Here is a 20,026-nt window from a genome sequence, read left to right as displayed (position 1 = left end):
TTGAGAAACCATAAACGGGTGTGCTAAAGTTCTTTCGAAATGAAGAAAATCTGTATCTTACATGCTAATTGCCAAGGCGAACCAATGGAAGAACTGCTCTTGCTGAATGAAGAATTCAGCTCTGAGTACAAAATCCACCGCTTTACCAACTATACCCGAGAATCCATACCAGCGGAACTCATTGCTGAATGCGACCTGTTCCTCTACCAGCCTCTTCTTGGAACAACGTGGAAGGATCTGGCTTCGGAAAAAATAATTTCCAAACTCAAGAGTGGAGCCAGCTCAATTGCTTTCCCAAGTATGCTTTTCCTGCACTACTGGCCCTTATGGTCCAGCGCACCGGGCTTCGATTACCGGGATACATTCTTGGATTCCCTACTTGAAAAAGAGCTCAGTGAATCTCAGATTCTGCACCTTTTCATGAATACCAGACTGACCAACATCTACGATTTAAAAGAAATCATGGATAAATCAATAAGCACTGAAAGAATCAAGGAAAGCCGGACTCCGGTAAAATATGTGGACTGGATTATTGAAAATTACAGGCACAAGCCCCTTTTCAATACCATCAACCATCCACGGGCAGAACTGTTATGCATGATCGCAAATACCATTCTGAAAGAATTGGGCATGAATCGGCTGAGTAATCAGGATTTGCAGAATTTTCCGCCGCCTTTTGCCGACTTTGAGCAACCGATTCATCCGCAAGTGGTAGAATTCCTCGGCCTCGAATTCGGCGGACCTCAGCACCGCTACCATGTTTACGGAGCGGAGCTGACTTTTGAAGAATACGCCACGCGGTACATCAAATGCCGTAAAAACAACATTGACGACTTCATAGGATTCCTCATGACCACCGCAAGGATGGAGAAGAATTAACCATTCAGGTTGGGCGGTCCCATTACGATCATTTCAGCGAGAGTCAGATCCACTTTAGGCAAGGTTCTGATCTTGTTGCCGAGCAAACCCATTTCAAGGCCCACGAGTTCTTTATAAAGAGGGGTACGATCCACAACAGGAACGTTTTCCATCTCCTTGGTCAGATCCTGACACTTGAAACAGCCGGGAAAAGAAAGCTGGCGTCCATTGGGCTGACGCAGTGTGTTCACCACACCGTGCATGCGACAGATCATAAGTCTATGCTTGTAAACACCGCAGAGGCCGTCATCATTAAGCGGACACATAATCTTGGGACGCATACCGTTTTCCATCATGGCCTTGGCATTACGCACGTAATCTTCTGAGCGCTGGATATATTCATTGCGTTTGTCTTCAGGAAGCTGATTGAGTCCCTGCCAGAGATAGGTCCACTCCACGTAGGTATGGTGCTGGAAATAACTGGTACAGCAGTTCTCTTCACAACCTTCGCAGGAAAGTCCGATCTTTGCGGAAGTATCAGCATACACAGAGGCCATCCGCTCATACAGAGCACCCAGCTTGCGGAACACGGCCTGTCTGGTCATTTTTTTCATTATATATCCTTAACTTTATTTGCTTCTTTTGACTTAAGCCACTTACAGATCTGCTCAACACACTCATCCGGGGAGCACTGATCCGTATCAACAGCGAAATCTGCGTATTCCTCGTAAAGGGGAATCCTTTCCTCATAAAGGCTTTCCAGCGACTGTCCCGGAACAATGGCAAGACCGCGATTGGCTCCGCAACCGACCCGCTGAAGGCAGGTCTCACTTGAAATACGAAGATAAACAACCGGACCGAGGCTTTTCAGCCTTTCCATAGCCTTGGGGCCATAGATGACACTCCCCCCGGTGGAAACAACCGTGCGAATTACGCCGAGACCGGAAACAATATATTCCTCAGTTTTGCGGAATTCAGGCACGCCGAGATGATCCACAATATCCTGTAACGGACGGCCGTAGTAACTCTCGATTACAGCGTCGGTATCCATATGCTCCCAACCGAGCTTTTCAGCCAGAAGCGGTGAAAGCGTGGATTTACCCGCTCCGGCCATACCGATCAGGATAACAGAGCAATCCTCTGAAAATTCATTACTCCATTCTTGCATAGAAAATATCAAACCTTCCGGGCGCAAAACGCTCCGTGCTGAGACAGATAAAACTAGGAACGAATGATGACAACCTTATCCTCGTCATCGCGTTCCTTAACCAGAACATTCACGTGCTGATCTTCAAAAGTAACAACTTCCTTACCCACATAATCAGCGCGGATGGGAAGTTCACGGTGTCCGCGGTCGACCAGTACGAGCAGTTCCACACGGCGCGGACGTCCGAAATCAAGCACAGCCTCAAGTGCGGCGCGCACGGTTCGTCCGGAAAAGAGAACGTCATCCACCAGAATGATAGATGCGGATTCAATTTCAAATGGAATTTCAGTGCAGTTAATACACGGCTGGCGGGTCAAATTGGTCCAGTCATCGCGGTAAAGGTTGATATCCAGTTTACCAAGTGGAATCTTACGACCGAGCTTTTCATCCAGAATACGCTTCAAGCGCTCCGCAAGATCGGCACCACGGCGTTGAATACCGATAATAGCAAGATTTTCACTGTCACCGCGGCGTTCAGTAATTTCTGAAGCAAGACGATCCAGAGTGCGGGCCATGTCCTTTTCCGAGAGTATAATTTTCTGTTCCTTCATGTTATCCCATCTTAAAAGAAGTTGATTCTTAATATCAAATCTGTTCAAATCACTTTTTTAAAACAACCTGCCGGAACTAGCTATAAGTAATGTATGCACTCAATGCAATCCCCCGCTTTCCGGCTAACAAGGATATGTTTATGCACAGCACATTTGAAATCAAAGGTATGACCTGTTCCGCCTGTTCTGCACGGCTCGAACGGGTTATCGGTAATTTGGACGGTGTTAACAGTGCAACAGTCAATCTGGCAGCGGAATCATTAGCTGCTGATTATAACCCGGACCAGATTTCCGCAGCAGATATTATTGCTTCAGTAGAAATGGCCGGATTCGAAGCAACCGAGGAAATCGAAGGGACCGAGCTCACCCTGCCGATTTCGGGGATGACCTGTTCCGCCTGCTCATCAAGACTGGAACGCGTGCTCAATGCGAACGACGGAATAATCAGTGCGCAGGTCAGCCTTGCATCAGAAAGTGCAACCTTAAATTTCAACCCCGCCGTAATTTCATTGCGCCAAATCAGACAGCTCATTGCTGATGCTGGATTTGAATCAGGCCAGATTCAGTCCGCCCACAATGCAAAAGATAATTTTGAAAAAAGAAAAGCCGAGAACGAAGCCAAGCTTGGCGAAATGAAAAACAGGCTCATCGCTGCCCTAGCCTTCACCATACCCCTTTTGACTATCACTATGGGACACATGGTCGGCATGCCTTTACCCTCTTTCATTGAACCGCACAGTTCTCCGCTTGGCTTCGCCCTGATCCAGCTTATTCTTACCGCCCCGGTACTCTGGTTCGGACGTAACTTTTACCTGCATGGCTTTCCAAACCTGATACGCCGCGCCCCCAATATGGATTCCCTGATTGCCGTGGGAACATCAGCGGCAGTTATTTACTCCCTGTGGAATACCATCGAGATCGCTATGGACATAGATGCTCATGCTCGCGCAATGGACCTTTATTATGAATCTGCTGCAACAATTATTGCCCTGATCCTGCTGGGTAAATTTCAGGAAACCCGCGCCCGCTCCCGAACTTCAGATGCGATTGAAAAACTCATGGACCTGACCCCGGCGCAGGCAATCCTGCTGCAAAACGGGGAGCAGATTCCCACTCCGGTAGAAGAAATCGGTCCCGGCGACCTGATACTAATCCGCCCCGGTGACCGGGTAGCGGCAGACGGCAAGGTTGCGGAAGGGCATTCAGATATTGATGAATCAATGCTTACCGGAGAATCAATGCCTGTAACCAAAAGTGCAGGTGACGATGTAGCCGGAGGGACAGTAAACACCGGAGGCGGTGCGCTTAAAGTACAAGTCACCAACGTAGGCGAAAACACCGTTCTTGCGCGCATCATCCGTCTTGTACAGGAAGCACAGGGTTCCAAGGCTCCCATCTCCAGTCTTGCGGATACGGTCAGTTTTTATTTTGTACCTGCTGTCATGGCCATCGGTATTGCCGCAGCTTTAGGCTGGTTCTTCTTCAGCGATGAACCTTTCACCTTTGCCCTGCGCATTTTTATCAGCGTTATGGTCATTGCCTGCCCCTGCGCAATGGGACTGGCTACCCCCACCGCTATTATGGTCGGTACCGGACGCGGAGCCCAATTGGGAGTACTGGTTAAATCAGGTGAAGCACTTGAAACCGCAGGAAAGATCGAAACCATGATCTTCGACAAAACCGGAACCCTGACCTACGGTAAGCCCGAAGTTGCTGAAACCTTCACTATGGACGGGGAAAACCAGCAGGAACTGCTCCTGCTTGCCGGATCTGCGGAAAAGCAATCCGAACACCCGCTGGCAAAAGCTGTTGTCCGTGCAGCAGAAGAAATCGGCACTCCTCTCCCTGAGACTACCGCTTTTCAGGCTGTATCAGGGTTGGGGATCAATACCGAAACCGCAGGCCAGCCCATGCTGCTGGGAAACCGCAAATTCCTTGAACAAAACTTTGTCGGCGGTCTGGACAATATTGCTGCAAATGAAGCAGCTTTGCGCTTTGCTGCTTCCGGTCAAAGCCCGCTTTACATTGCTAAAAATGGTAAGCTTGCCGGAATTCTGGCTATTGCAGATCGCATCAAGGACGAAACTCCCCAGACCATAAGCAAGCTCCACGCACTTGGAGTCCAGACGGTAATGCTTACCGGGGATAATGAAAAAGTGGCCCATGCCATTGCTGACAAAGCAGGAATAGACAAAGTCATCGCTCAGGTCATGCCTGACCGTAAAGCCGAAGTCGTCAATAATGAAAAAGAAGCTGGCCGTAAAGTGGCTATGATAGGGGACGGCATCAATGATGCCCCGGCACTTGCTTCTGCCGACCTTGGCATCGCCATGGGAACCGGAATTGATGTTGCAATCGAATCTGGTGACGTAGTACTGATGAAAGGCGATTTGAGCGGAGTACTCACAGCCCTTTCACTTAGCAGGGCAACAGTTCGCAACATCAAGCAGAACCTGTTCTGGGCTTTTGCCTTTAACGTATTGGGGATTCCGGTTGCAGCGGGACTGCTCCACATTTTCGGTGGGCCGACCCTTTCCCCCATGTTTGCTGCTGCAGCCATGTCCTTAAGCTCGGTTACTGTGGTCAGCAATGCCTTAAGGCTTAAATTCTTTAAACCGGAAGATTAATTTGAAAGATCTCACTCTTGTTTTCCCGCAATGGCAGGGATCAATAAATAATAAAGCACTTCATAAGGGGGCTTATGCACTGGCAGAAGGTATAGCAGACCTCCCTGCTGTTACTACGGTGGAAATCGAACCTTTCAGAAAACTTGAATCAGGTGGACCCATTGCAGGGCTGGGCGATATTGTTCAGCAGCTGAAAAATGTCCTTTCCATAATTGAGCAGGCTAAACCGGAACGTGTCCTGATGATTGGAGGGGACTGCGGAACAGAACTCGGTCCGGTTTCATGGATGTCCCGCAAACATGGCGACAAAATGGCCTTGATCTGGTTTGACGCCCATCCCGACCTTAACACACCGGAGACTTCTAAATCCGGGCGTTTTCAAGGGATGGCCCTTTCCGCCATTCTCGGCAGCGCAGGACCGGAAATTAACAAGGCAATGTTCAATCCGCTGAGCTCCAAACAGATATTCCTCGCCGGCACCAGATCTTTTGATCCCCCGGAACTGGAATTCATGACGCGCAACAAGATAACTATTTTCGGACCCGAAGAATTTACCAGGGATCCGGCATGGTTAGCAAAGCAAATCAAAGAAGCAGGATTCAGTAAAGTATACATCCATCTTGATGTGGACGCAGTCGACCCTCTCGGTTTCGGGCATGGCAAACCAGCTCCTCCGGCAGGACTCAATTTCGGAAACGTCCTAAAAATAATCGAAGAAGTGAACAGCAGGCTGGACATATGCGGACTGGGGATAACTGAATTCCACCCCGGAAACGAAAGTGGGATAGAAAAAGCAGCTTTGCTCATTGAAAAGACTCTTCCCGGATTTACCACTAAGTAAAATTAACAAAACAACAAAGCCGTACTGCAACATTTAATGCAGTACGGCTTTTATACATTGAAAACACAAAATACTATATCAAAATATCAAGACAAATCCCTGATCATATCCTTGACCAGCTTCCCGTTGGGAGTTCGTGCCCCCGGATTCATCTGAACTAATCCATTCCATGCCTGAATAGCACCGGCCTTATCTTTAAGGTCGTAATAAAGAACGATGCCTTTATTTAAACGCGCAGTTTCATGTTTCGGAGCAGCAAGAATGGCCTTATCAAAATTTTCGACAGCCTTTTGCGGATTACCGCTGCGGCGGTACATAACTCCAAGATCAGTAAGCACATGCGCGTTATCTGGCTCTATAGCAAGTGATTTACTGTAGGCATCAATAGCTTTGGCATACTGATCTGTATCAAAATACAGGTTACCGAGCTTAGTCCACAGATTTACGGAATCCGGCTGGGATTCCAAAAGTTTTTTTGTCTCTTCAATCTGCTGCTCGAATCCGGCTGCGCTTCCGGCTCCACCTGCCACATGAGGCGTAGATGAATCTTTCAACGCCGGCATAAACACTCCTCCGAAGAATAGCCCCACAGCCAATGCCGCGATCACAATAATGACCATATTGCTATTCTTTTTACTGCCGACCGAAGAATGCGTTCCCTTTGTTGAGGATTTTCTCCCCTTTCTTTTCTTTCCCAAACCTATCTCCCTCTCACTTCCGGCCTCAAATTCCGAAGTGCTTTTCATGCAAATTGCACATGCAAAGTGCAACAAATTACCGCTTTGTGCAAAATTGCGTACATTTCAACACAAAACACCTTAAAAACAACCGCCACTCATTACTTCCTGCATTAATCAGCAATAGCCATACCAGTCTTCGCCCACCTTGGTTCACACCACTTTTATGACAAAAATGAAGATTCAAAAACATACACATTTCATAAATTTAAATATTCCTCAAAATTCGACCCATATTTTTACCAAAACGAAATATGCAGTATTTTATTTTATCTAATTTGAAAGTTTTCTAAGTTCTATAAAATTAAAACAACAAACTACAGAAATGTAGTTTTTAAATACAAAAAACAAAAAACAACAATCAAAAGAAGATAAACACTTTATCGTTTTGCATTAAAAACAGTTATTATTTTGAGCCAAATTAAAATTCACAATAAATTTCTTGCTCATTTCTTCTGCTTTATGTACGTAGTTCAGAATATTATTTTGCAAAGGGGTAGTTCTGCGAACCTGTGCTATTACTTCGCAGAAATTTGGTGCTAAAAAAAACAAGGGATTATTTATGGATTTCATGACTTCACTGGACGCTATTGTAGGTAAGATCGGCGCATTTGCATGGGGACCGCCTATGCTGATTCTCCTGGTCGGTACAGGCTTCTGGCTGACCCTCGCACTGCGCGGCGTTCAGTTCAGCAAATTGTTCTACGCATTGTACCTTGCACTTATCAAACGCAAGGAAGAAACAGATGAACCCGGCGACATCACCCACTTCCAGGCCCTGATGACCGCTCTTTCCGCAACAGTAGGTACCGGTAACATTGCAGGTGTTGCTACCGCGGTTGCAGTCGGTGGACCGGGCGCTCTTTTCTGGATGTGGATTACCGGTCTCGTAGGCATGGCCACCAAATACGCTGAAGCTGTTCTGGCTGTTAAATACAGAGAAGTTGATGAAAACGGCGAAATGAGCGGTGGTCCCATGTACTATATTTCCAAGGGCCTCAACATGCCCTGGCTTGGTACTCTCTTCGCGATCTTCGCATCCATCGCCGCCTTCGGTATCGGTAACATGGTACAGTCAAACTCCGTTGCTGATGCGGTTGAAGCAACTTACGGTGTTTCTCCCTACATCACCGGCGGCCTGCTGATGATCCTGACCGCTGCCGTTATCCTCGGCGGTATTAAGAAGATCGGTAAAGTTACCGGTATGCTCGTACCTATTATGATCGTCTTCTACATGGCCGGCGCATCATACATCATTCTTACCAACATCGCTGAAGTTCCCGCTGCTTTTGCTCTCATTTTCGAGCAGGCTTTCAACCCCACTTCCGCTGTAGGTGGTTTTGCAGGTGCTACTGTAATGCTGGCTATCCGCATGGGTGTTGCCCGCGGTGTATTCTCCAACGAATCCGGTCTTGGTAGTGCTCCTATCGCAGCAGCTGCTGCGCAGACCAAAGAGCCCGTAACTCAGGCTCTGGTCTCCATGACCCAGACCTTCATTGATACTCTTATCGTTTGTACCATGACTGGTCTTGTCCTTATCCTCACCGGCGCATGGTCCAACGGTACCACCGGTGCAGAACTGACTACCATCGCTTTCTCACAGGGCATGACCGGCGGTGCGCACATCGTAACCATCGGCCTGATCCTTTTCGCCTACTCCACCATCCTCGGCTGGTGCTACTACGGTGAAAAATCCATGGAATACCTGTTCGGCGTAAAGGCAGTACTGCCCTTCCGCCTCGTATTCATCTGCTTCGTAGGTGTTGGTGCCATCGCCAAGCTCAGCTTCGTATGGAACCTCTCCGACACATTTAACGGCCTTATGGCTATCCCCAACCTCATCGGTCTGATCATGCTGACCCCGGTTGTTGTAGCTGAAACCAAGGCTTACTTCGCCAAGCAGGACACAAAAGTTGCCGCACAGACTGAAAACAAATAGTCTGCTACGGAAAAGACACATAGAATCCCCCGTCCGGCCTCCGGACGGGGGATTTCTTTTATCCACTGATACTGGACAATAAAAAAAGGCTGTCCCGCAAGGGACAGCCTTTAAACAATCATTTGTAACTCAATCTAGTTCAGAATACTACGGCGACAGAATTCAACAGCCTCAGCGCGAACATCTCTGCGATCAGGCCAGTAAAGCTGCATTCTGGTCAGACCGAAAATAATGGTCATAACCACAGTTGCGTTTTCTTCCACTGCAACATCACGGATAGTACCCTTTTTGACACCAAGCTTGATGCAATCTTCAAGAACCAGTTCAAGGTTCTTCAGAAAAACAGCCATCAAACGCTTGGAAGAATCAAGCAACCCATAGGTTGAGAGCATAATCTTCATATCGATTTCATTATCTTCTACAAAAGAGAAATACTCATTCATAATCTCTTCAATAGAGCAATCGTCACGGTCTAACTTCTGCCGAATAGCTTCAATGTAATAAGAAAAACTTTCCTCAAGAGCATCCAGAATGTGAAGCAGGATGTCTTCCTTGCTTTCAAAGTGTCTATAGATGGTACCTTCAGAAATATTAGCCATTTTTGCCAGGTTGGCGGTAGTGGCCTTGTGGAAACCCACCTCTGAAATCATTTCCTTGGCTGTTGCGAGGATGATATCCTTGGTTTTCATTCTACGGTCTCCCTTGAGCGTCCGAACGCCCTTGTTCGATCATGTTAAAAATATTTATTAGACTTATGTCGGATTACTAACACTCTTTCTAAACTGTATTAATTACCTCATGCAAGAGCCAAGGTCAACCGGAGTCGATTGACAAAAACTGATAGAGAACTTAATTTGGATAGATAAATCCTATGAGGAGGAAACAATGGTTGAAATTACCGAAGCTGCGCAAAAACAGCTTGAAAACTATTTTGCAGATAAAGATAGGACCCCCATCCGCATCTACCTTGCCACCGGTGGCTGAGCTGGCCCCAGGCTGGCATTGGCTCTGGATGAGCCAAAAGATAACGATGAAAGTTTTGAAGTTGAAGGTTTCACCTTCCTGCTTGATAAAGACCTTAACGAACAGGGCAGCCCTTTCCGCGTTGACCTCAGCTACACCGGTTTCGTAATTGATTCCAAGCTTGAGCTCGGCGGCGGTGAATGCGGTTCCTGCTCTGGCAGCTGCGGTTAAGTCGCAGCACTGGAAAAGGAATAACCTTTTCCTGAACGCGTTAACCTGACAGTTCAAGCCTTTTCAGGCTTTTAAGGCCGTCTCTTTTGAGGCGGTCTTTTTTTATTTCTTAATCATATAAATACGTACTTTCCAGATAAGCAAACCCTGTGTAAAATTATCTCCACTTGACTAAAAAAACGGAGTTAGAAGTGAGGAATCGGGCAAAAATTCAAGGTGTATTTTCAGCTAAGAAAAAATCTGTAATCGGAACAGGGACGACAAAAAAAAGAACAGAACAAACCACTTACTGGTACGCAGAGGAGCAGGACAACGGGGTTTTGACCGTACAAGCCCTGAATACCAACTACATCCCCACCGGCCCGCAGGCTGCGGTGGAGATGGATATGTTTTTGAAAGATTACCATCCTGAACCTGAAATATATCTGCAAAAAGTCATCCCAAATATTGATAAGCTGGAAAAAACCATAACCTTAGGCGAAAGCCACAGGGCAAAAGGCGAAAGCTACAGTGCCGAATATGAATTCAACAAAGCGATGAGCCTTGATGAACTGAATGTGCGCGTCAACTTCGGACTCGGGCTGACTTATCTTGACCGTGGGGAAATGGAACGGGCGGATGATATTTTCAAAAGACTGATTGGACTTGAAAGCTGTTACGAACCTCAGCACAAACACCTGTTCAATGAGTTCGGGATATCATTGCGTAAAAACGGCATGTTAAAGCAGGCACTTGAATACTACTTAAGAGCTGAAAAACTGGTTGAAGAAGATGAAAACCTGCATCTGAACATTGCCCGTGTTCACTTTGAGCAGGGCGATCTCAAGTCATGCCTTGCCCACCTCAGAAGGGCTCTGCGTTTAAACAAAAGCCTTGAAGAGGCCTGCATATTCCTCAACTTCCTTAAGGGGAAAGGGTTCATCGAAGAATGTACTCTGGATCAGGTTATTGAAAAAACTGCTGATGACAAAAAGGCATTGGAATCCCTGCTGAAAAGCAATCCAACACCAGAGATACAGACGACAAGTACACAAGCCCGGAAAAATGAGTCCTTAACTGATGAACTTAATTTTCTGTGATCAAAACAACTACTCCGGGCAACTTTCAATCCATTTTTCCTGAATCTTACGGATAGTTCCCCGATCCATCAGAGTCTTAAACGCCTTTTGCCAGCGAAGGACTTTCTCCTTATCAGTAGATTTTGAGATGGCAAGATAAAGCTTTACACTATGAAAGGTAAGTATAGGTACAGCACTTTTACGTAGCTCTAAATCTTTACTGAGAAATCCCGGCACACCTATATTGGATGTTGCCACAAGCTCAACCCTGCCACGAAGAAGCTTCTTAAAATTAGCCTCCTGAGAATCCATCACCTCAAGATTAGTAAATCCTTTACCTTTCAGAAACTGGGCTCGGGCATCATTACGATAGACCCCGATTCCGGAAACATTTTTCGCATCTTCAAGTGTCTTCACCTTATCTCTGACACCTTTCAATCCATAAAAAACCCATTTATAGCATGCAATAGGGCCGATCCAATAGAATTGGTTTTCCCGTTCCTTAGTTCTGGCTGTAGAAAAAAGCATTACGTCAGAATGATTAAGAAGATGCCTGTAACCACGCGCCCAAGGCATAACCTCTATAGTCGCACCACAACCAATCTCCTTTTTCAAAGCCTCAACAACTTCAACTCCGAATCCGGATAGCCGGCCATCATCCTGAATAGTTGAAGGATGACTTAATTCAGTAATGATTCTAAGTCCGCAATCATCTGCCAGTCCCGCAGAAGGCGTAAAGCAAAGAATCGACACTACGGCAAAAAAGAATACAACCATGTGATGCAACATACAATCAAGCTCACTTATTGCTCTTTGTTAAACGTAAACACTCCCTTTATTTATACCCCCATTAAATTTTAAAAACAATAAGAGCACAAAAAAAAGCCGGAAACAGAATGATCCTGTATCCGGCTTCAATCTATCCGGCAGTATGCCGGAAAAATAAATATTTATTTAGTGGACCATTCGTCCATGAAATCTTCAGGCCCTACCACCAGATATTTGCGGTCTTGGAGTGCAGCAACAATAGGGGACGGATCTTCAGTATCAACACGAATAACCACCATCCTGCGGTTATTGTGGTGGAAAAGACCGGTACTGATAATGTTGTACTTCATATTGGAAATAATTCCGGCTACCTCGTAAAGAACACCGGTTCTTTCTTCAACATCTACCACAATGCGGGAACCGCCCTGCTTGAGGCCCATCTCTTCAACCAGCAGCTCAAGCATTTTGTTGCGGTTGATGTAACCGATGAGTTTCTTATTTTCATCGACAACAGCAAGACCGGAAAGATTCATTTCAAACATGAGGTCTGCCGCTGCTTCAATCTCGGTTTCCGGGGGAATGGTGGTAATATTCTTACGCACAACTTCCCGAACGGTAATCTTACTCAGCAGGTAGCTGAGTTCATGCTTATCCAGAGAGCTAATTACTGAAGGCAAAGCCGCACGGACATCTTCTTTGGTGACATAACCCACGAGGTCTTCCCCGTCTTTAACAAGAAGCATCCACAACTGATTGTCTTCCAGAATTTTGTCCGCTTCCTTGACCAAGGTATCAGGAGTTACGGTCACAAAGTCCTTGAGCATTTTCAGTCCCACATACATCTGCATGTCCTCCAAAATCCGGAAAGAGCCCGGTGCGTAAAAAAGTTTAAATATTCAAGGGATCAGACGCGCCAAATCCGACCGCAAACATGCAGCCGAATCCCCCGCTGATATATCCCCGTGAAATGCCGCCGGACATGACGGCAAGATGAAACACCCCCTCCATACCCAAGCTTTCATCCACTTGCAAGACATGCCCGTACATGCATGCGTTTTTTATTTTATCACACTGTTCATAAAAAGCACTCCATCATTACTATGAACTATACTTATTATTAATCGTGCTACGATAGTTAGTGAATTATGCGCTAAAGCACCTTGCCCCTGATAATTTTTTGAGTTAGTCCAGATTTCATGCACGAAATGTCAATAGCGCAAAGTATACTTGCAATCATTGAAGAGGAAATGGAAAAGCAACCCGGTGCCAGCCTCAAAAAAGTTGTGGTAGGTAACGGTGCGCTTGCGGGAGTAGTCTCCGATGCTCTTACTTTCGGCTGGGAAGCCGTTACCGTGGGAACCTCCCTTCAAGGGTCAGTTCTCGAAGTTAACGAAATTCCCATCAAAGTACGCTGCGGCGGGTGCAAACACGAATTTTTACCCGAAGATAAACTTTACATGGGATGTCCGGAATGCGGTCTGGAAATCGGTCATGAAGTACTTCAGGGCAAGGAATTGCAGATCGAAAGCATCGAGATTGACGATTAACTTAAGGAGTTAGAAATGGGTGAAATCCCTGTGGTACGCAATATTCTGGAAGCAAATGACAGAATTGCCGATGAACTGAACCAATTTTTCAAAGAAAAAAATATTCTCTGCCTCAATCTGATGAGTTCACCCGGGTCCGGTAAAACCAGCCTGCTGGAAAAGACCCTCGCTGACCTCAAAGGTGAATTCAAGATGGCCGTCATCGAAGGTAACCTCCAGACTGACAACGATGCACGCCGCGTTGCCGCAACCGGAGCACAGGCCGTTCAGATCAACACTGAAGGCGGATGCCACCTTAACTCCAGCCAGGTAAAGGAAGCCCTTTCCCTGATCGACCTTGAAGGACTCGATATTCTTTTCGTGGAAAACGTGGGCAACCTCGTATGTCCCGCTGAATTCAATGTTGGTGAAGATCACAAGATCACCCTGCTTACCGTAACTGAGGGCGATGACAAACCTGAAAAGTATCCCCTTATGTTCCATATTTCTTCTGTCATGATCCTTAACAAAATCGACCTCCTGCCCTACGTGGATTTCGATCTTGAAAAGGCCAAGCAGCATGCACGCAAGCTGAACGCAGACATCGACCTCTTCCCCCTTTCCTGCCGCACCCGCGAAGGTCTGGAAGCATGGTACGAATGGCTCCGCAAAGCCCGCGCCGAGAAAAAATAATTTTGTCTCCGACGGCTGTGGAAGCGAAACTTTTACAAAAGTTTCGCTTCCATGGACCGCATCCCTTCAAAACCTTTTATCAGGCTTCGCCCTTTTGATGGATGTTTCATGAAATTCCCTAGCAACCTGCCGTGCTCCGCAGTTCTTGACTCTTTAGCAGACGGAGTTTTTACGGTAGACCGGGACTGGAACATCACCTTTTTTAATGAGGCGGCCAGCCGGATTACCGGTGTGCCTGCCGAAGAAGCGGTTGGGTCCAAATGCTGGGACGTTTTCCACTCCAGCCTTTGCGACGGTGACTGCGCCCTGCGTTCCTGCATGAACGATTGCGGACGCATCTCCAACAAATCCATATTTTTCATCCACGCTGACGGACGCAAGGTTCCGGTTTCCATCAGCGCCGCACCACTTGTTGACGGCGACGGAAAACTTATAGGCGGCGTTGAAAGCTTCCGTGACCTGACAGATATTCAAATGATCCGCCGCGAGGTGGAAGATTCATGGCGCTTTGAAGACATCATCGGTAAAAGCGCACAGCTTGGAAAAGTATTTTCCATCCTGCCTCAAGTCAGTAAAAGCGAAGCCACTGTCCTCCTGCTTGGAGAATCCGGCACGGGTAAAGAACTTTTCGCCCGGGCCATTCATAACCTCAGTGAACGTAAAGATGGCCCTTTTGTGGCTGTAAACTGCGGCGCCCTGCCTGACAATCTGCTGGAGTCAGAACTATTCGGCTACAAGGCCGGAGCCTTCACCGATGCCCGCAAAGACAAGGCCGGACGTTTTGAACTTGCAGCAGGCGGAACCATATTCCTTGACGAAATCGGAGACATGCCTGCCAAACTACAGGTCAAACTGCTCCGAGTATTACAGGAAAAAACTTTTGAACCGCTGGGTGCCGTACAAAGCGTAAACGCCAATGTGCGCATTGTGGCTGCCACCAATAAAAATCTGGCTGAACTGGTCGAACAAGGTCTATTCCGGCAGGATCTCTACTACCGCCTGAATGTGGTCACTCTCAACCTTCCGCCGCTCAAAGAGCGAGTCGAGGACATCCCTCTACTGATCAACCACTTCGTAAACAGGCTTAATGCCCTGCAAGGCAAAGATATTGACGGTATTTCCGAAGACACCCTGCACATTCTCATGCGCCACCCCTTCCCCGGCAATGTGCGGGAACTGGAAAATATCCTTGAGTTCGCTTTCATCCTCTGTCCTTCGGGCTTTATTCAGGTCGAACACCTGCCCGAATACCTCCAGCCGAAATCCAAAGAAACAGCCTCACACGAAGACATGCCGTTGACCATGGATGAAATCAAATGCATGGCTGTGCGCCGCGCCCTTGAGCGCAACAACGGCAAGAAAATGGCTACCTGCCGCGAACTGGGTATTTCCAAAGACACCCTGCGCCGCACCATCGCCCGCTGCGATGATATGGACGCATAATTAGCCCTCGTCTCTACTTTTCCGGCTAATTCTGATCCAAAAACTCTTCCTTTCTCTTTCCCAAATTCAATTAACACACTGATTTAACTATTCTTTAATCTCATGGCACGGACTATGCCTTATAGCTGTCCATGAGAGGAAACGAAGGACGCAATACCAACACAACGCTGCTTTGTTTAGCCTGTTATGAAGACAGGCTGGCCTCCGTATTTGACAATGCCCCGGACCTTAAATTGTTCCGGATGAACGACAATAAAATTTGTCCCGCAGGCTACCTATCCCTTCCCTCAAAAGACCCAAAGGACAGGACATCCGCCATTATAGCCTGCGGGGCAACGTTTTTAATATGCGGTGCAATCTGCGGTTGCACCATGAATGAACTGGAGCAGGCCGGAGTAAGAGTTGTCCCGTGGATTACGGGAATGACCGAACAAGTGCTCTCCGCCTATCAACAGGACTGTCTGGAAAACCATGTGATGCCCGGATGCAGGGGCAGAGGCAGGTGCGGACAGGGAAACAGGGGCTTCAGGGCCAGAAAGGGTGTGCAGGATTCAATGCACCCCTGCGAACCGACCCTGAGCTCAGTGCACAGGAGTAAATAGTATGAAAATCGCCATCAGCTGTCAGGGCAATGATCTCAATGGAGATATCGACCCCCGTTTCGGTCGCGCAAAAGGCTTTCTGGTCTGCGATACCGATGCCGACACTCAGGAATACATCGACAACACCCAGAATCTGAATGCCGCGCAGGGAGCAGGAATACAGTCTGCACAGAATGTCGCCGCGACCGGCGCAACTGCGGTAATCACCGGACATGTTGGACCCAAAGCCTTTACCGCACTAGATAAGGGTTCCATCAAAGTTTACCTCGTAGGCGGTGGAACTGTTGCAGAAGCCCTGTCTTCCTTTAAAGACGGCAAGCTGGAAGCCGCTGCAGATGCGGACAAACCGGGCCACTGGTAAAATTTTCGTTATCGCGTTCAGTCATGCCTTTTCTCCTCTCCCTTGCTCTGCGGGCATGACTGAACTTTTCAACCATTGACAAGTCAGGTTCACGTCTTAGTTTACCTTTTAATGCCTATTGTGACAGATTGGACAATCTGTTTTTAATAATGACTACCCCCTCTGCCAATGAGGGGCAGGAGATTGATATATGAGCGATCACGCATGCGGAAGCTGCTCTTCTTCCGGGTCCGGATGTTCTTCTTCCGGTTGTTCTGAAGGTTGCAGCCCCGAAGATATGAAACTGAAAAAAGCCCTTTCCAGAATCAAACACAAAATCGTGGTTATTTCCGGTAAAGGCGGCGTTGGTAAAAGTACTGTAGCAACCAACATCGCAGTTGCTCTCTCTCTTGCCGGTAAACAGGTCGGCCTGCTTGACGTAGACGTACACGGTCCCAGTGTTCCCCGCCTGCTCAGCCTGCAGGATGAGAAACCTCACATCGGGCATGAAGTGATCGAACCTATCTCCTGGTCCAGCAATCTCTGGGTTATGTCCCTCGGCTTTATGCTGCCCAGCAAAGATGATCCGGTAATCTGGCGTGGTCCCGTAAAAATCGGCATGATCAAACAGTTCGTACAGGATGTTGCATGGAACGACCTCGACTTCCTCGTAGTTGACTGCCCCCCCGGAACAGGTGACGAACCCCTTTCCGCATTGCAGACACTCGGTCAGGACGCTCACGCAGTTATCGTAACAACCCCGCAGGGCGTTGCTATTGATGATGTGCGCCGTTCCGTTAACTTCTGTAAACAGGTCGGCAACCCCGTTCTCGGTATTGTTGAAAACATGAGCGGTTTCGTCTGCCCCGATTGCGGTAATGTACACGACATTTTCAATTCCGGCGGCGGTGAAGAGCTTGCCAAAGAAACCGGTGTTAAGTTCCTCGGCCGTGTACCCTTGGACCCTGAAGTGGGCCGTTCCGGAGATGAAGGTTACCCCATCATCCGCACTGACCACGAAAGTCCCACCGGCAAGGCTCTGAACACCATCATCAAGCCCATGCTGAATCTTACCGAGACCTTGCAGGAAAACAATGAAATGCCCAAGCCTGACGAACTTCAAGCTAAAAACGGCATGATCAGAATCGCTGTCCCCGTTGCAGCTGGCAAACTCTGCATGCACTTCGGACATTGTGAGCAGTTCGCATTGATGGACATTGATGTTGCTACCAAGGGTATTGTAGCTACCAACATGGAAACTCCCCCGCCCCACGAACCGGGCGTGCTTCCCAAATGGATTGCAGATCAGGGCGTGCAGCTGGTACTCGCAGGCGGCATGGGTTCAAGGGCACAGTCCCTGTTCACCGATGCAGGCGTAAAAGTCATTGTCGGTTCCCCTGCTGAAGCACCTGAGAACGTTGTTTCCAGCTACCTTGCAGGAACCCTTCAGACAGGCTCCAACACCTGCGACCACTAAGAACATCAACCCTGACCAAATTGATTAGGGTGTAGAATAAAAGCCATAAGTACATCTACCGTACATATCTCGACACAAAACAGCCTGTGGGTAATTCCACAGGCTGTTTTGCTTTTTAGATTCTGATATGCAAAGCTAACGGCTTTAAAACACTCAAACCAGTGAGAACATATTATGATCTTAGGAATTGAAGGCAGTCCGCGCAAGAAAGGGAATTCACATAAAATGCTGGATGCGGTTCTTTCTGGAGCTTCGGGTAAGGGTTTTGCCACCGAAGGAGTCCATCTCAGAGACCTCAAGTATGATCCTTGCGTAGGGTGCGAAATCTGTCGCAAGGAAAAAGCCTGCCGCCGCTTTGAAGACGATATGACCGGGCTTTATCCGAAACTTGAACAATCTAAAGGGCTGGTGCTTATCTCCCCGGTGCATAACTACAATGTCACCGCATGGATGAAGGCATTCATTGATCGCCTGTATTGCTACTACGATTTTGAGGATACCCGCCCACGTTCTTGGTCCAGCAGACTTGCCGGACAAGGTCGCAAGGCTGTTATCGGAGCCATTGCCGAACAGTCAGAGAAAAAAGACATGGGATTCACCATTGAGGCAATGCGCATGCCGCTGGAGGCTCTCGGATATGAAATAGTCGCGGAACTTCCGGTATTACGCTTATTTGATCGCGGCATCATTGCCGACCATCAAGAGATAATGGACCGTGCCCGTAATGCAGGAATAAAATTAGCCGCAGCTATTTCAGATCAATAATATCCTGCACTGCGATATGTCCGTCACGAAAAGTTGAGATGATGACATCCTTATCCGGGTCGCCGTTGTTGTTGTAATCAAAAGTCCCGGTCACCCCGTGGAATGGAGGCATGTCCACCAAAGCATCATGGATAGCTACCGGATTATCGGTTCCGGCTATTTTTGCAGCATCGAAAAGTGAATTAACAGCATCATAGGTCAAGGCTTCAAGCTCACTTGGGTCCACGCCGTTTGCTTTCTTGTAATCCTTTTCAAACTCCGCAGCCCCTTTAATAGGCAGGTTCGGAACCCAATGATCAGTATAATAGCTGTTTTTGAATAAAGGATTGCGTTCCAATTCAATGGAATCCCATGAATCACTACCCATAAGAATGCCTTTGAAACCAAGCTTACGAGCCTGAGCAACCTGTAATTGAACCTTTTTGGTGTTGTTGGGCAGGAAGAGTATTTGTGCTCCAGCCTCAATTATCTTCTTTAACTGAGAAGAATACTCTCGATCCCGTGCGACATAACCCTGAAAAGAAACAACCTTTCCTCCGCCTTTCAAATAATCTTCTTTGAAAAAGCGGGCCAGTTCGGCACTGTAAGGGCTGGAAGAATCGAATAAAATACCCACATCCTTGTGACCGAGGTCATTTTTGGCAAACAGGGCCAAGGCTTCACCCTGCACGGTGTTTGTGTAGGAAACGCGAAAAGAATACTTATAAGAAGTCAACTTATTGGTACCCGCAACCGGGGTAATGAAAGGTACCTTGTGCTCCTCACATACTTTAGCAACAGCCAGCGCCACATTGCTCTTTGCCGCCCCGACTATGGCAGAAACTTTTTCCTTTTCAATCAATCTGAGCGTGACTTTAGCGGCCATTTCAGCTTCGCCGTTACTGTCAGCAGGAAACAGTTTAACTTTATACGACTTACCGTCCAGCTCCAGCCCGCCGGACTTATTGACCTTCTCTGCGGCATAACGGGCTGCAGTAACGATGTAGTTTCCTTTTCTGAATAGTTCGCCGCTGGTAACCGCAACAACTCCGACCTTGAATTCACCGGATGTTTTTTTGTCAGAACACCCTGCGCAAAGACAAAAGACCAGAGCGAAAAGGAGGACCGGAATAAATCTGTTTCTTTTCATGAAAAACTCCGATTTGCAGTTACAGCAAAAAAGACAAAAGGCGGCCTCTAAAGACCGCCCTTCACCTCAGGGCTAGATACCAGCCATGCAGTTGTAAAGTTCTTCGCTCACCTCGATACGCACAATGCCGTCTTCGATATAAACGCGGATGTTGTTTTCAGGAATCAAAGCCATATCCATGGCCACGTTCACCCATTTATCCCTGAGTTCTGCCGGATCAACATCCTTAAGCGGATGACTTTCTGCTACTTTCCAAGACATGTTATATCTC

23 protein-coding genes are annotated in these 20,026 nt (G+C 47.5%); 13 read left to right on the top strand and 10 right to left on the bottom strand.

What is annotated here, in order from left to right; all coding sequences use genetic code 11:
- Positions 1 to 39 precede the first annotated feature (39 nt).
- The gene (locus DESAL_RS03200) at positions 40 to 879 is read left to right on the top strand and encodes a WcbI family polysaccharide biosynthesis putative acetyltransferase (protein ID WP_015850523.1); all 840 of its coding nucleotides are present in this window, start codon (positions 40 to 42) and stop codon (positions 877 to 879) included.
- On the opposite strand, the gene DESAL_RS03195 is transcribed toward DESAL_RS03200, so the two are convergent.
- From DESAL_RS03195 to pyrR, 3 genes are read right to left on the bottom strand one after another with little or no spacing between them, the layout of a single operon-like run.
- Positions 876 to 1,472, bottom strand: a complete 597-nt coding sequence (locus DESAL_RS03195) for a hypothetical protein (protein ID WP_015850522.1) — start codon at positions 1,470 to 1,472, stop codon at positions 876 to 878. The genes DESAL_RS03200 and DESAL_RS03195 overlap by 4 nt on opposite strands.
- Positions 1,472 to 2,026, bottom strand: a complete 555-nt coding sequence (gene thrB, locus DESAL_RS03190) for a homoserine kinase (protein ID WP_015850521.1) — start codon at positions 2,024 to 2,026, stop codon at positions 1,472 to 1,474. Before thrB ends, DESAL_RS03195 begins: the two co-directional genes overlap by 1 nt.
- A gap of 53 nt (positions 2,027 to 2,079) precedes the next feature.
- Positions 2,080 to 2,616 (bottom strand): bifunctional pyr operon transcriptional regulator/uracil phosphoribosyltransferase PyrR, encoded by a 537-nt coding sequence (gene pyrR / locus DESAL_RS03185; RefSeq protein WP_015850520.1) that lies wholly within the window; start codon positions 2,614 to 2,616, stop codon positions 2,080 to 2,082.
- A gap of 140 nt (positions 2,617 to 2,756) precedes the next feature.
- On the opposite strand from pyrR, the gene DESAL_RS03180 reads away from it, so the two are divergent.
- Together DESAL_RS03180 and DESAL_RS03175 are read left to right on the top strand one after the other, a co-directional pair.
- A complete protein-coding gene (locus DESAL_RS03180; protein WP_041722087.1) occupies positions 2,757 to 5,243 on the top strand; it encodes a heavy metal translocating P-type ATPase in 2,487 nt (828 codons plus the stop codon).
- A 1-nt stretch (position 5,244) separates the two neighbouring features.
- Positions 5,245 to 6,084: an arginase family protein gene (locus tag DESAL_RS03175; protein ID WP_015850518.1), complete on the top strand. Its 840-nt coding sequence runs from the start codon at positions 5,245 to 5,247 to the stop codon at positions 6,082 to 6,084.
- Positions 6,085 to 6,170: 86 nt separating this feature from the next.
- Here the strand turns inward: DESAL_RS03175 and DESAL_RS03170 are convergent, their stop codons facing one another.
- Entirely contained in the window at positions 6,171 to 6,647 is a 477-nt protein-coding gene (locus tag DESAL_RS03170; RefSeq protein ID WP_015850517.1) for a tetratricopeptide repeat protein, read from the bottom strand.
- 736 nt (positions 6,648 to 7,383) lie between these two features.
- Between DESAL_RS03170 and DESAL_RS03165 the strand changes: the two genes are divergently transcribed.
- Entirely contained in the window at positions 7,384 to 8,760 is a 1,377-nt protein-coding gene (locus tag DESAL_RS03165; protein WP_015850516.1) for an alanine/glycine:cation symporter family protein, read from the top strand.
- A 134-nt stretch (positions 8,761 to 8,894) separates the two neighbouring features.
- Here DESAL_RS03165 and DESAL_RS03160 read toward each other — a convergent pair whose 3' ends face one another.
- A complete protein-coding gene (locus DESAL_RS03160) occupies positions 8,895 to 9,449 on the bottom strand; it encodes a TetR/AcrR family transcriptional regulator (RefSeq protein WP_015850515.1) in 555 nt (184 codons plus the stop codon).
- A 196-nt stretch (positions 9,450 to 9,645) separates the two neighbouring features.
- Here DESAL_RS03160 and DESAL_RS20455 point away from each other — a divergent pair, with 196 nt between their 5' ends.
- Positions 9,646 to 9,954: an IscA/HesB family protein gene (locus tag DESAL_RS20455; protein ID WP_015850514.1), complete on the top strand. Its 309-nt coding sequence runs from the start codon at positions 9,646 to 9,648 to the stop codon at positions 9,952 to 9,954.
- Between the two features lie 191 nt (positions 9,955 to 10,145).
- Positions 10,146 to 11,033, top strand: coding sequence for a tetratricopeptide repeat protein (locus DESAL_RS03145; protein ID WP_015850513.1), 888 nt, complete (start codon positions 10,146 to 10,148; stop codon positions 11,031 to 11,033).
- Between the two features lie 9 nt (positions 11,034 to 11,042).
- Here DESAL_RS03145 and DESAL_RS03140 read toward each other — a convergent pair whose 3' ends face one another.
- The 3 genes from DESAL_RS03140 to DESAL_RS20175 all read right to left on the bottom strand — a co-directional run bounded on the left by DESAL_RS03140 (position 11,043) and on the right by DESAL_RS20175 (position 12,806).
- A complete protein-coding gene (locus tag DESAL_RS03140) occupies positions 11,043 to 11,801 on the bottom strand; it encodes a substrate-binding periplasmic protein (RefSeq protein WP_015850512.1) in 759 nt (252 codons plus the stop codon).
- A 161-nt stretch (positions 11,802 to 11,962) separates the two neighbouring features.
- The gene (locus tag DESAL_RS03135; RefSeq protein ID WP_015850511.1) at positions 11,963 to 12,622 is read right to left on the bottom strand and encodes a CBS domain-containing protein; all 660 of its coding nucleotides are present in this window, start codon (positions 12,620 to 12,622) and stop codon (positions 11,963 to 11,965) included.
- Between the two features lie 46 nt (positions 12,623 to 12,668).
- Complete coding sequence (locus DESAL_RS20175) at positions 12,669 to 12,806, bottom strand: hypothetical protein (RefSeq protein ID WP_157046913.1); 138 nt, start codon at positions 12,804 to 12,806, stop codon at positions 12,669 to 12,671.
- Between the two features lie 170 nt (positions 12,807 to 12,976).
- Between DESAL_RS20175 and DESAL_RS03130 the strand changes: the two genes are divergently transcribed.
- The 7 genes from DESAL_RS03130 (at position 12,977) to DESAL_RS03100 (ending at position 18,626) form a co-directional block, all read left to right on the top strand.
- The gene (locus DESAL_RS03130; RefSeq protein ID WP_015850510.1) at positions 12,977 to 13,327 is read left to right on the top strand and encodes a hydrogenase maturation nickel metallochaperone HypA/HybF; all 351 of its coding nucleotides are present in this window, start codon (positions 12,977 to 12,979) and stop codon (positions 13,325 to 13,327) included.
- A gap of 15 nt (positions 13,328 to 13,342) precedes the next feature.
- Positions 13,343 to 13,999 carry a hydrogenase nickel incorporation protein HypB gene (gene hypB, locus DESAL_RS03125; protein WP_015850509.1) on the top strand — a complete coding sequence of 219 codons (657 nt, stop codon included), beginning with the start codon at positions 13,343 to 13,345 and terminating at the stop codon, positions 13,997 to 13,999.
- A gap of 108 nt (positions 14,000 to 14,107) precedes the next feature.
- Positions 14,108 to 15,442 carry a sigma-54 interaction domain-containing protein gene (locus DESAL_RS03120; protein WP_015850508.1) on the top strand — a complete coding sequence of 445 codons (1,335 nt, stop codon included), beginning with the start codon at positions 14,108 to 14,110 and terminating at the stop codon, positions 15,440 to 15,442.
- Between the two features lie 131 nt (positions 15,443 to 15,573).
- Entirely contained in the window at positions 15,574 to 16,044 is a 471-nt protein-coding gene (locus DESAL_RS03115; protein WP_015850507.1) for a NifB/NifX family molybdenum-iron cluster-binding protein, read from the top strand.
- A 1-nt stretch (position 16,045) separates the two neighbouring features.
- A complete protein-coding gene (locus tag DESAL_RS03110; protein WP_015850506.1) occupies positions 16,046 to 16,405 on the top strand; it encodes a NifB/NifX family molybdenum-iron cluster-binding protein in 360 nt (119 codons plus the stop codon).
- 190 nt (positions 16,406 to 16,595) lie between these two features.
- A complete protein-coding gene (locus DESAL_RS03105) occupies positions 16,596 to 17,861 on the top strand; it encodes an iron-sulfur cluster carrier protein MrpORP (protein ID WP_015850505.1) in 1,266 nt (421 codons plus the stop codon).
- 174 nt (positions 17,862 to 18,035) lie between these two features.
- Positions 18,036 to 18,626 carry a flavodoxin family protein gene (locus DESAL_RS03100; RefSeq protein WP_015850504.1) on the top strand — a complete coding sequence of 197 codons (591 nt, stop codon included), beginning with the start codon at positions 18,036 to 18,038 and terminating at the stop codon, positions 18,624 to 18,626.
- On the opposite strand, the gene DESAL_RS03095 is transcribed toward DESAL_RS03100, so the two are convergent.
- Together DESAL_RS03095 and DESAL_RS03090 are read right to left on the bottom strand one after the other, a co-directional pair.
- Positions 18,610 to 19,755, bottom strand: a complete 1,146-nt coding sequence (locus DESAL_RS03095) for an ABC transporter substrate-binding protein (protein WP_015850503.1) — start codon at positions 19,753 to 19,755, stop codon at positions 18,610 to 18,612. The two genes, DESAL_RS03100 and DESAL_RS03095, sit on opposite strands and share 17 nt — an antisense overlap.
- Positions 19,756 to 19,827: 72 nt before the next feature.
- Complete coding sequence (locus DESAL_RS03090) at positions 19,828 to 20,016, bottom strand: hypothetical protein (RefSeq protein WP_015850502.1); 189 nt, start codon at positions 20,014 to 20,016, stop codon at positions 19,828 to 19,830.
- Positions 20,017 to 20,026: the final 10 nt, after the last annotated feature.

The sequence above is a fragment of the Maridesulfovibrio salexigens DSM 2638 genome, from assembly GCF_000023445.1.
Lineage (GTDB): Bacteria > Desulfobacterota > Desulfovibrionia > Desulfovibrionales > Desulfovibrionaceae > Maridesulfovibrio > Maridesulfovibrio salexigens.
This window is presented reverse-complemented; position numbering and strand designations above follow the sequence as displayed.

Excerpts from the sequence above, each read along its gene's own strand:
- DESAL_RS03200 (WP_015850523.1), top strand. The coding sequence starts at position 40 with ATGAAGAAAATCTGTATCTTACATGCTAATTGCCAAGGCGAACCAATG.
- DESAL_RS03195 (WP_015850522.1), bottom strand. The coding sequence starts at position 1,472 with ATGAAAAAAATGACCAGACAGGCCGTGTTCCGCAAGCTGGGTGCTCTG.
- thrB (WP_015850521.1), bottom strand. The coding sequence starts at position 2,026 with ATGCAAGAATGGAGTAATGAATTTTCAGAGGATTGCTCTGTTATCCTG.
- pyrR (WP_015850520.1), bottom strand. The coding sequence starts at position 2,616 with ATGAAGGAACAGAAAATTATACTCTCGGAAAAGGACATGGCCCGCACT.
- DESAL_RS03180 (WP_041722087.1), top strand. The coding sequence starts at position 2,757 with ATGCACAGCACATTTGAAATCAAAGGTATGACCTGTTCCGCCTGTTCT.
- DESAL_RS03170 (WP_015850517.1), bottom strand. The coding sequence starts at position 6,647 with ATGCCGGCGTTGAAAGATTCATCTACGCCTCATGTGGCAGGTGGAGCC.
- DESAL_RS03165 (WP_015850516.1), top strand. The coding sequence starts at position 7,384 with ATGGATTTCATGACTTCACTGGACGCTATTGTAGGTAAGATCGGCGCA.
- DESAL_RS03160 (WP_015850515.1), bottom strand. The coding sequence starts at position 9,449 with ATGAAAACCAAGGATATCATCCTCGCAACAGCCAAGGAAATGATTTCA.
- DESAL_RS03140 (WP_015850512.1), bottom strand. The coding sequence starts at position 11,801 with ATGTTGCATCACATGGTTGTATTCTTTTTTGCCGTAGTGTCGATTCTT.
- DESAL_RS03135 (WP_015850511.1), bottom strand. The coding sequence starts at position 12,622 with ATGTATGTGGGACTGAAAATGCTCAAGGACTTTGTGACCGTAACTCCT.
- DESAL_RS03130 (WP_015850510.1), top strand. The coding sequence starts at position 12,977 with ATGCACGAAATGTCAATAGCGCAAAGTATACTTGCAATCATTGAAGAG.
- hypB (WP_015850509.1), top strand. The coding sequence starts at position 13,343 with ATGGGTGAAATCCCTGTGGTACGCAATATTCTGGAAGCAAATGACAGA.
- DESAL_RS03120 (WP_015850508.1), top strand. The coding sequence starts at position 14,108 with ATGAAATTCCCTAGCAACCTGCCGTGCTCCGCAGTTCTTGACTCTTTA.
- DESAL_RS03115 (WP_015850507.1), top strand. The coding sequence starts at position 15,574 with ATGAGAGGAAACGAAGGACGCAATACCAACACAACGCTGCTTTGTTTA.
- DESAL_RS03110 (WP_015850506.1), top strand. The coding sequence starts at position 16,046 with ATGAAAATCGCCATCAGCTGTCAGGGCAATGATCTCAATGGAGATATC.
- DESAL_RS03105 (WP_015850505.1), top strand. The coding sequence starts at position 16,596 with ATGAGCGATCACGCATGCGGAAGCTGCTCTTCTTCCGGGTCCGGATGT.
- DESAL_RS03100 (WP_015850504.1), top strand. The coding sequence starts at position 18,036 with ATGATCTTAGGAATTGAAGGCAGTCCGCGCAAGAAAGGGAATTCACAT.
- DESAL_RS03095 (WP_015850503.1), bottom strand. The coding sequence starts at position 19,755 with ATGAAAAGAAACAGATTTATTCCGGTCCTCCTTTTCGCTCTGGTCTTT.
- DESAL_RS03090 (WP_015850502.1), bottom strand. The coding sequence starts at position 20,016 with ATGTCTTGGAAAGTAGCAGAAAGTCATCCGCTTAAGGATGTTGATCCG.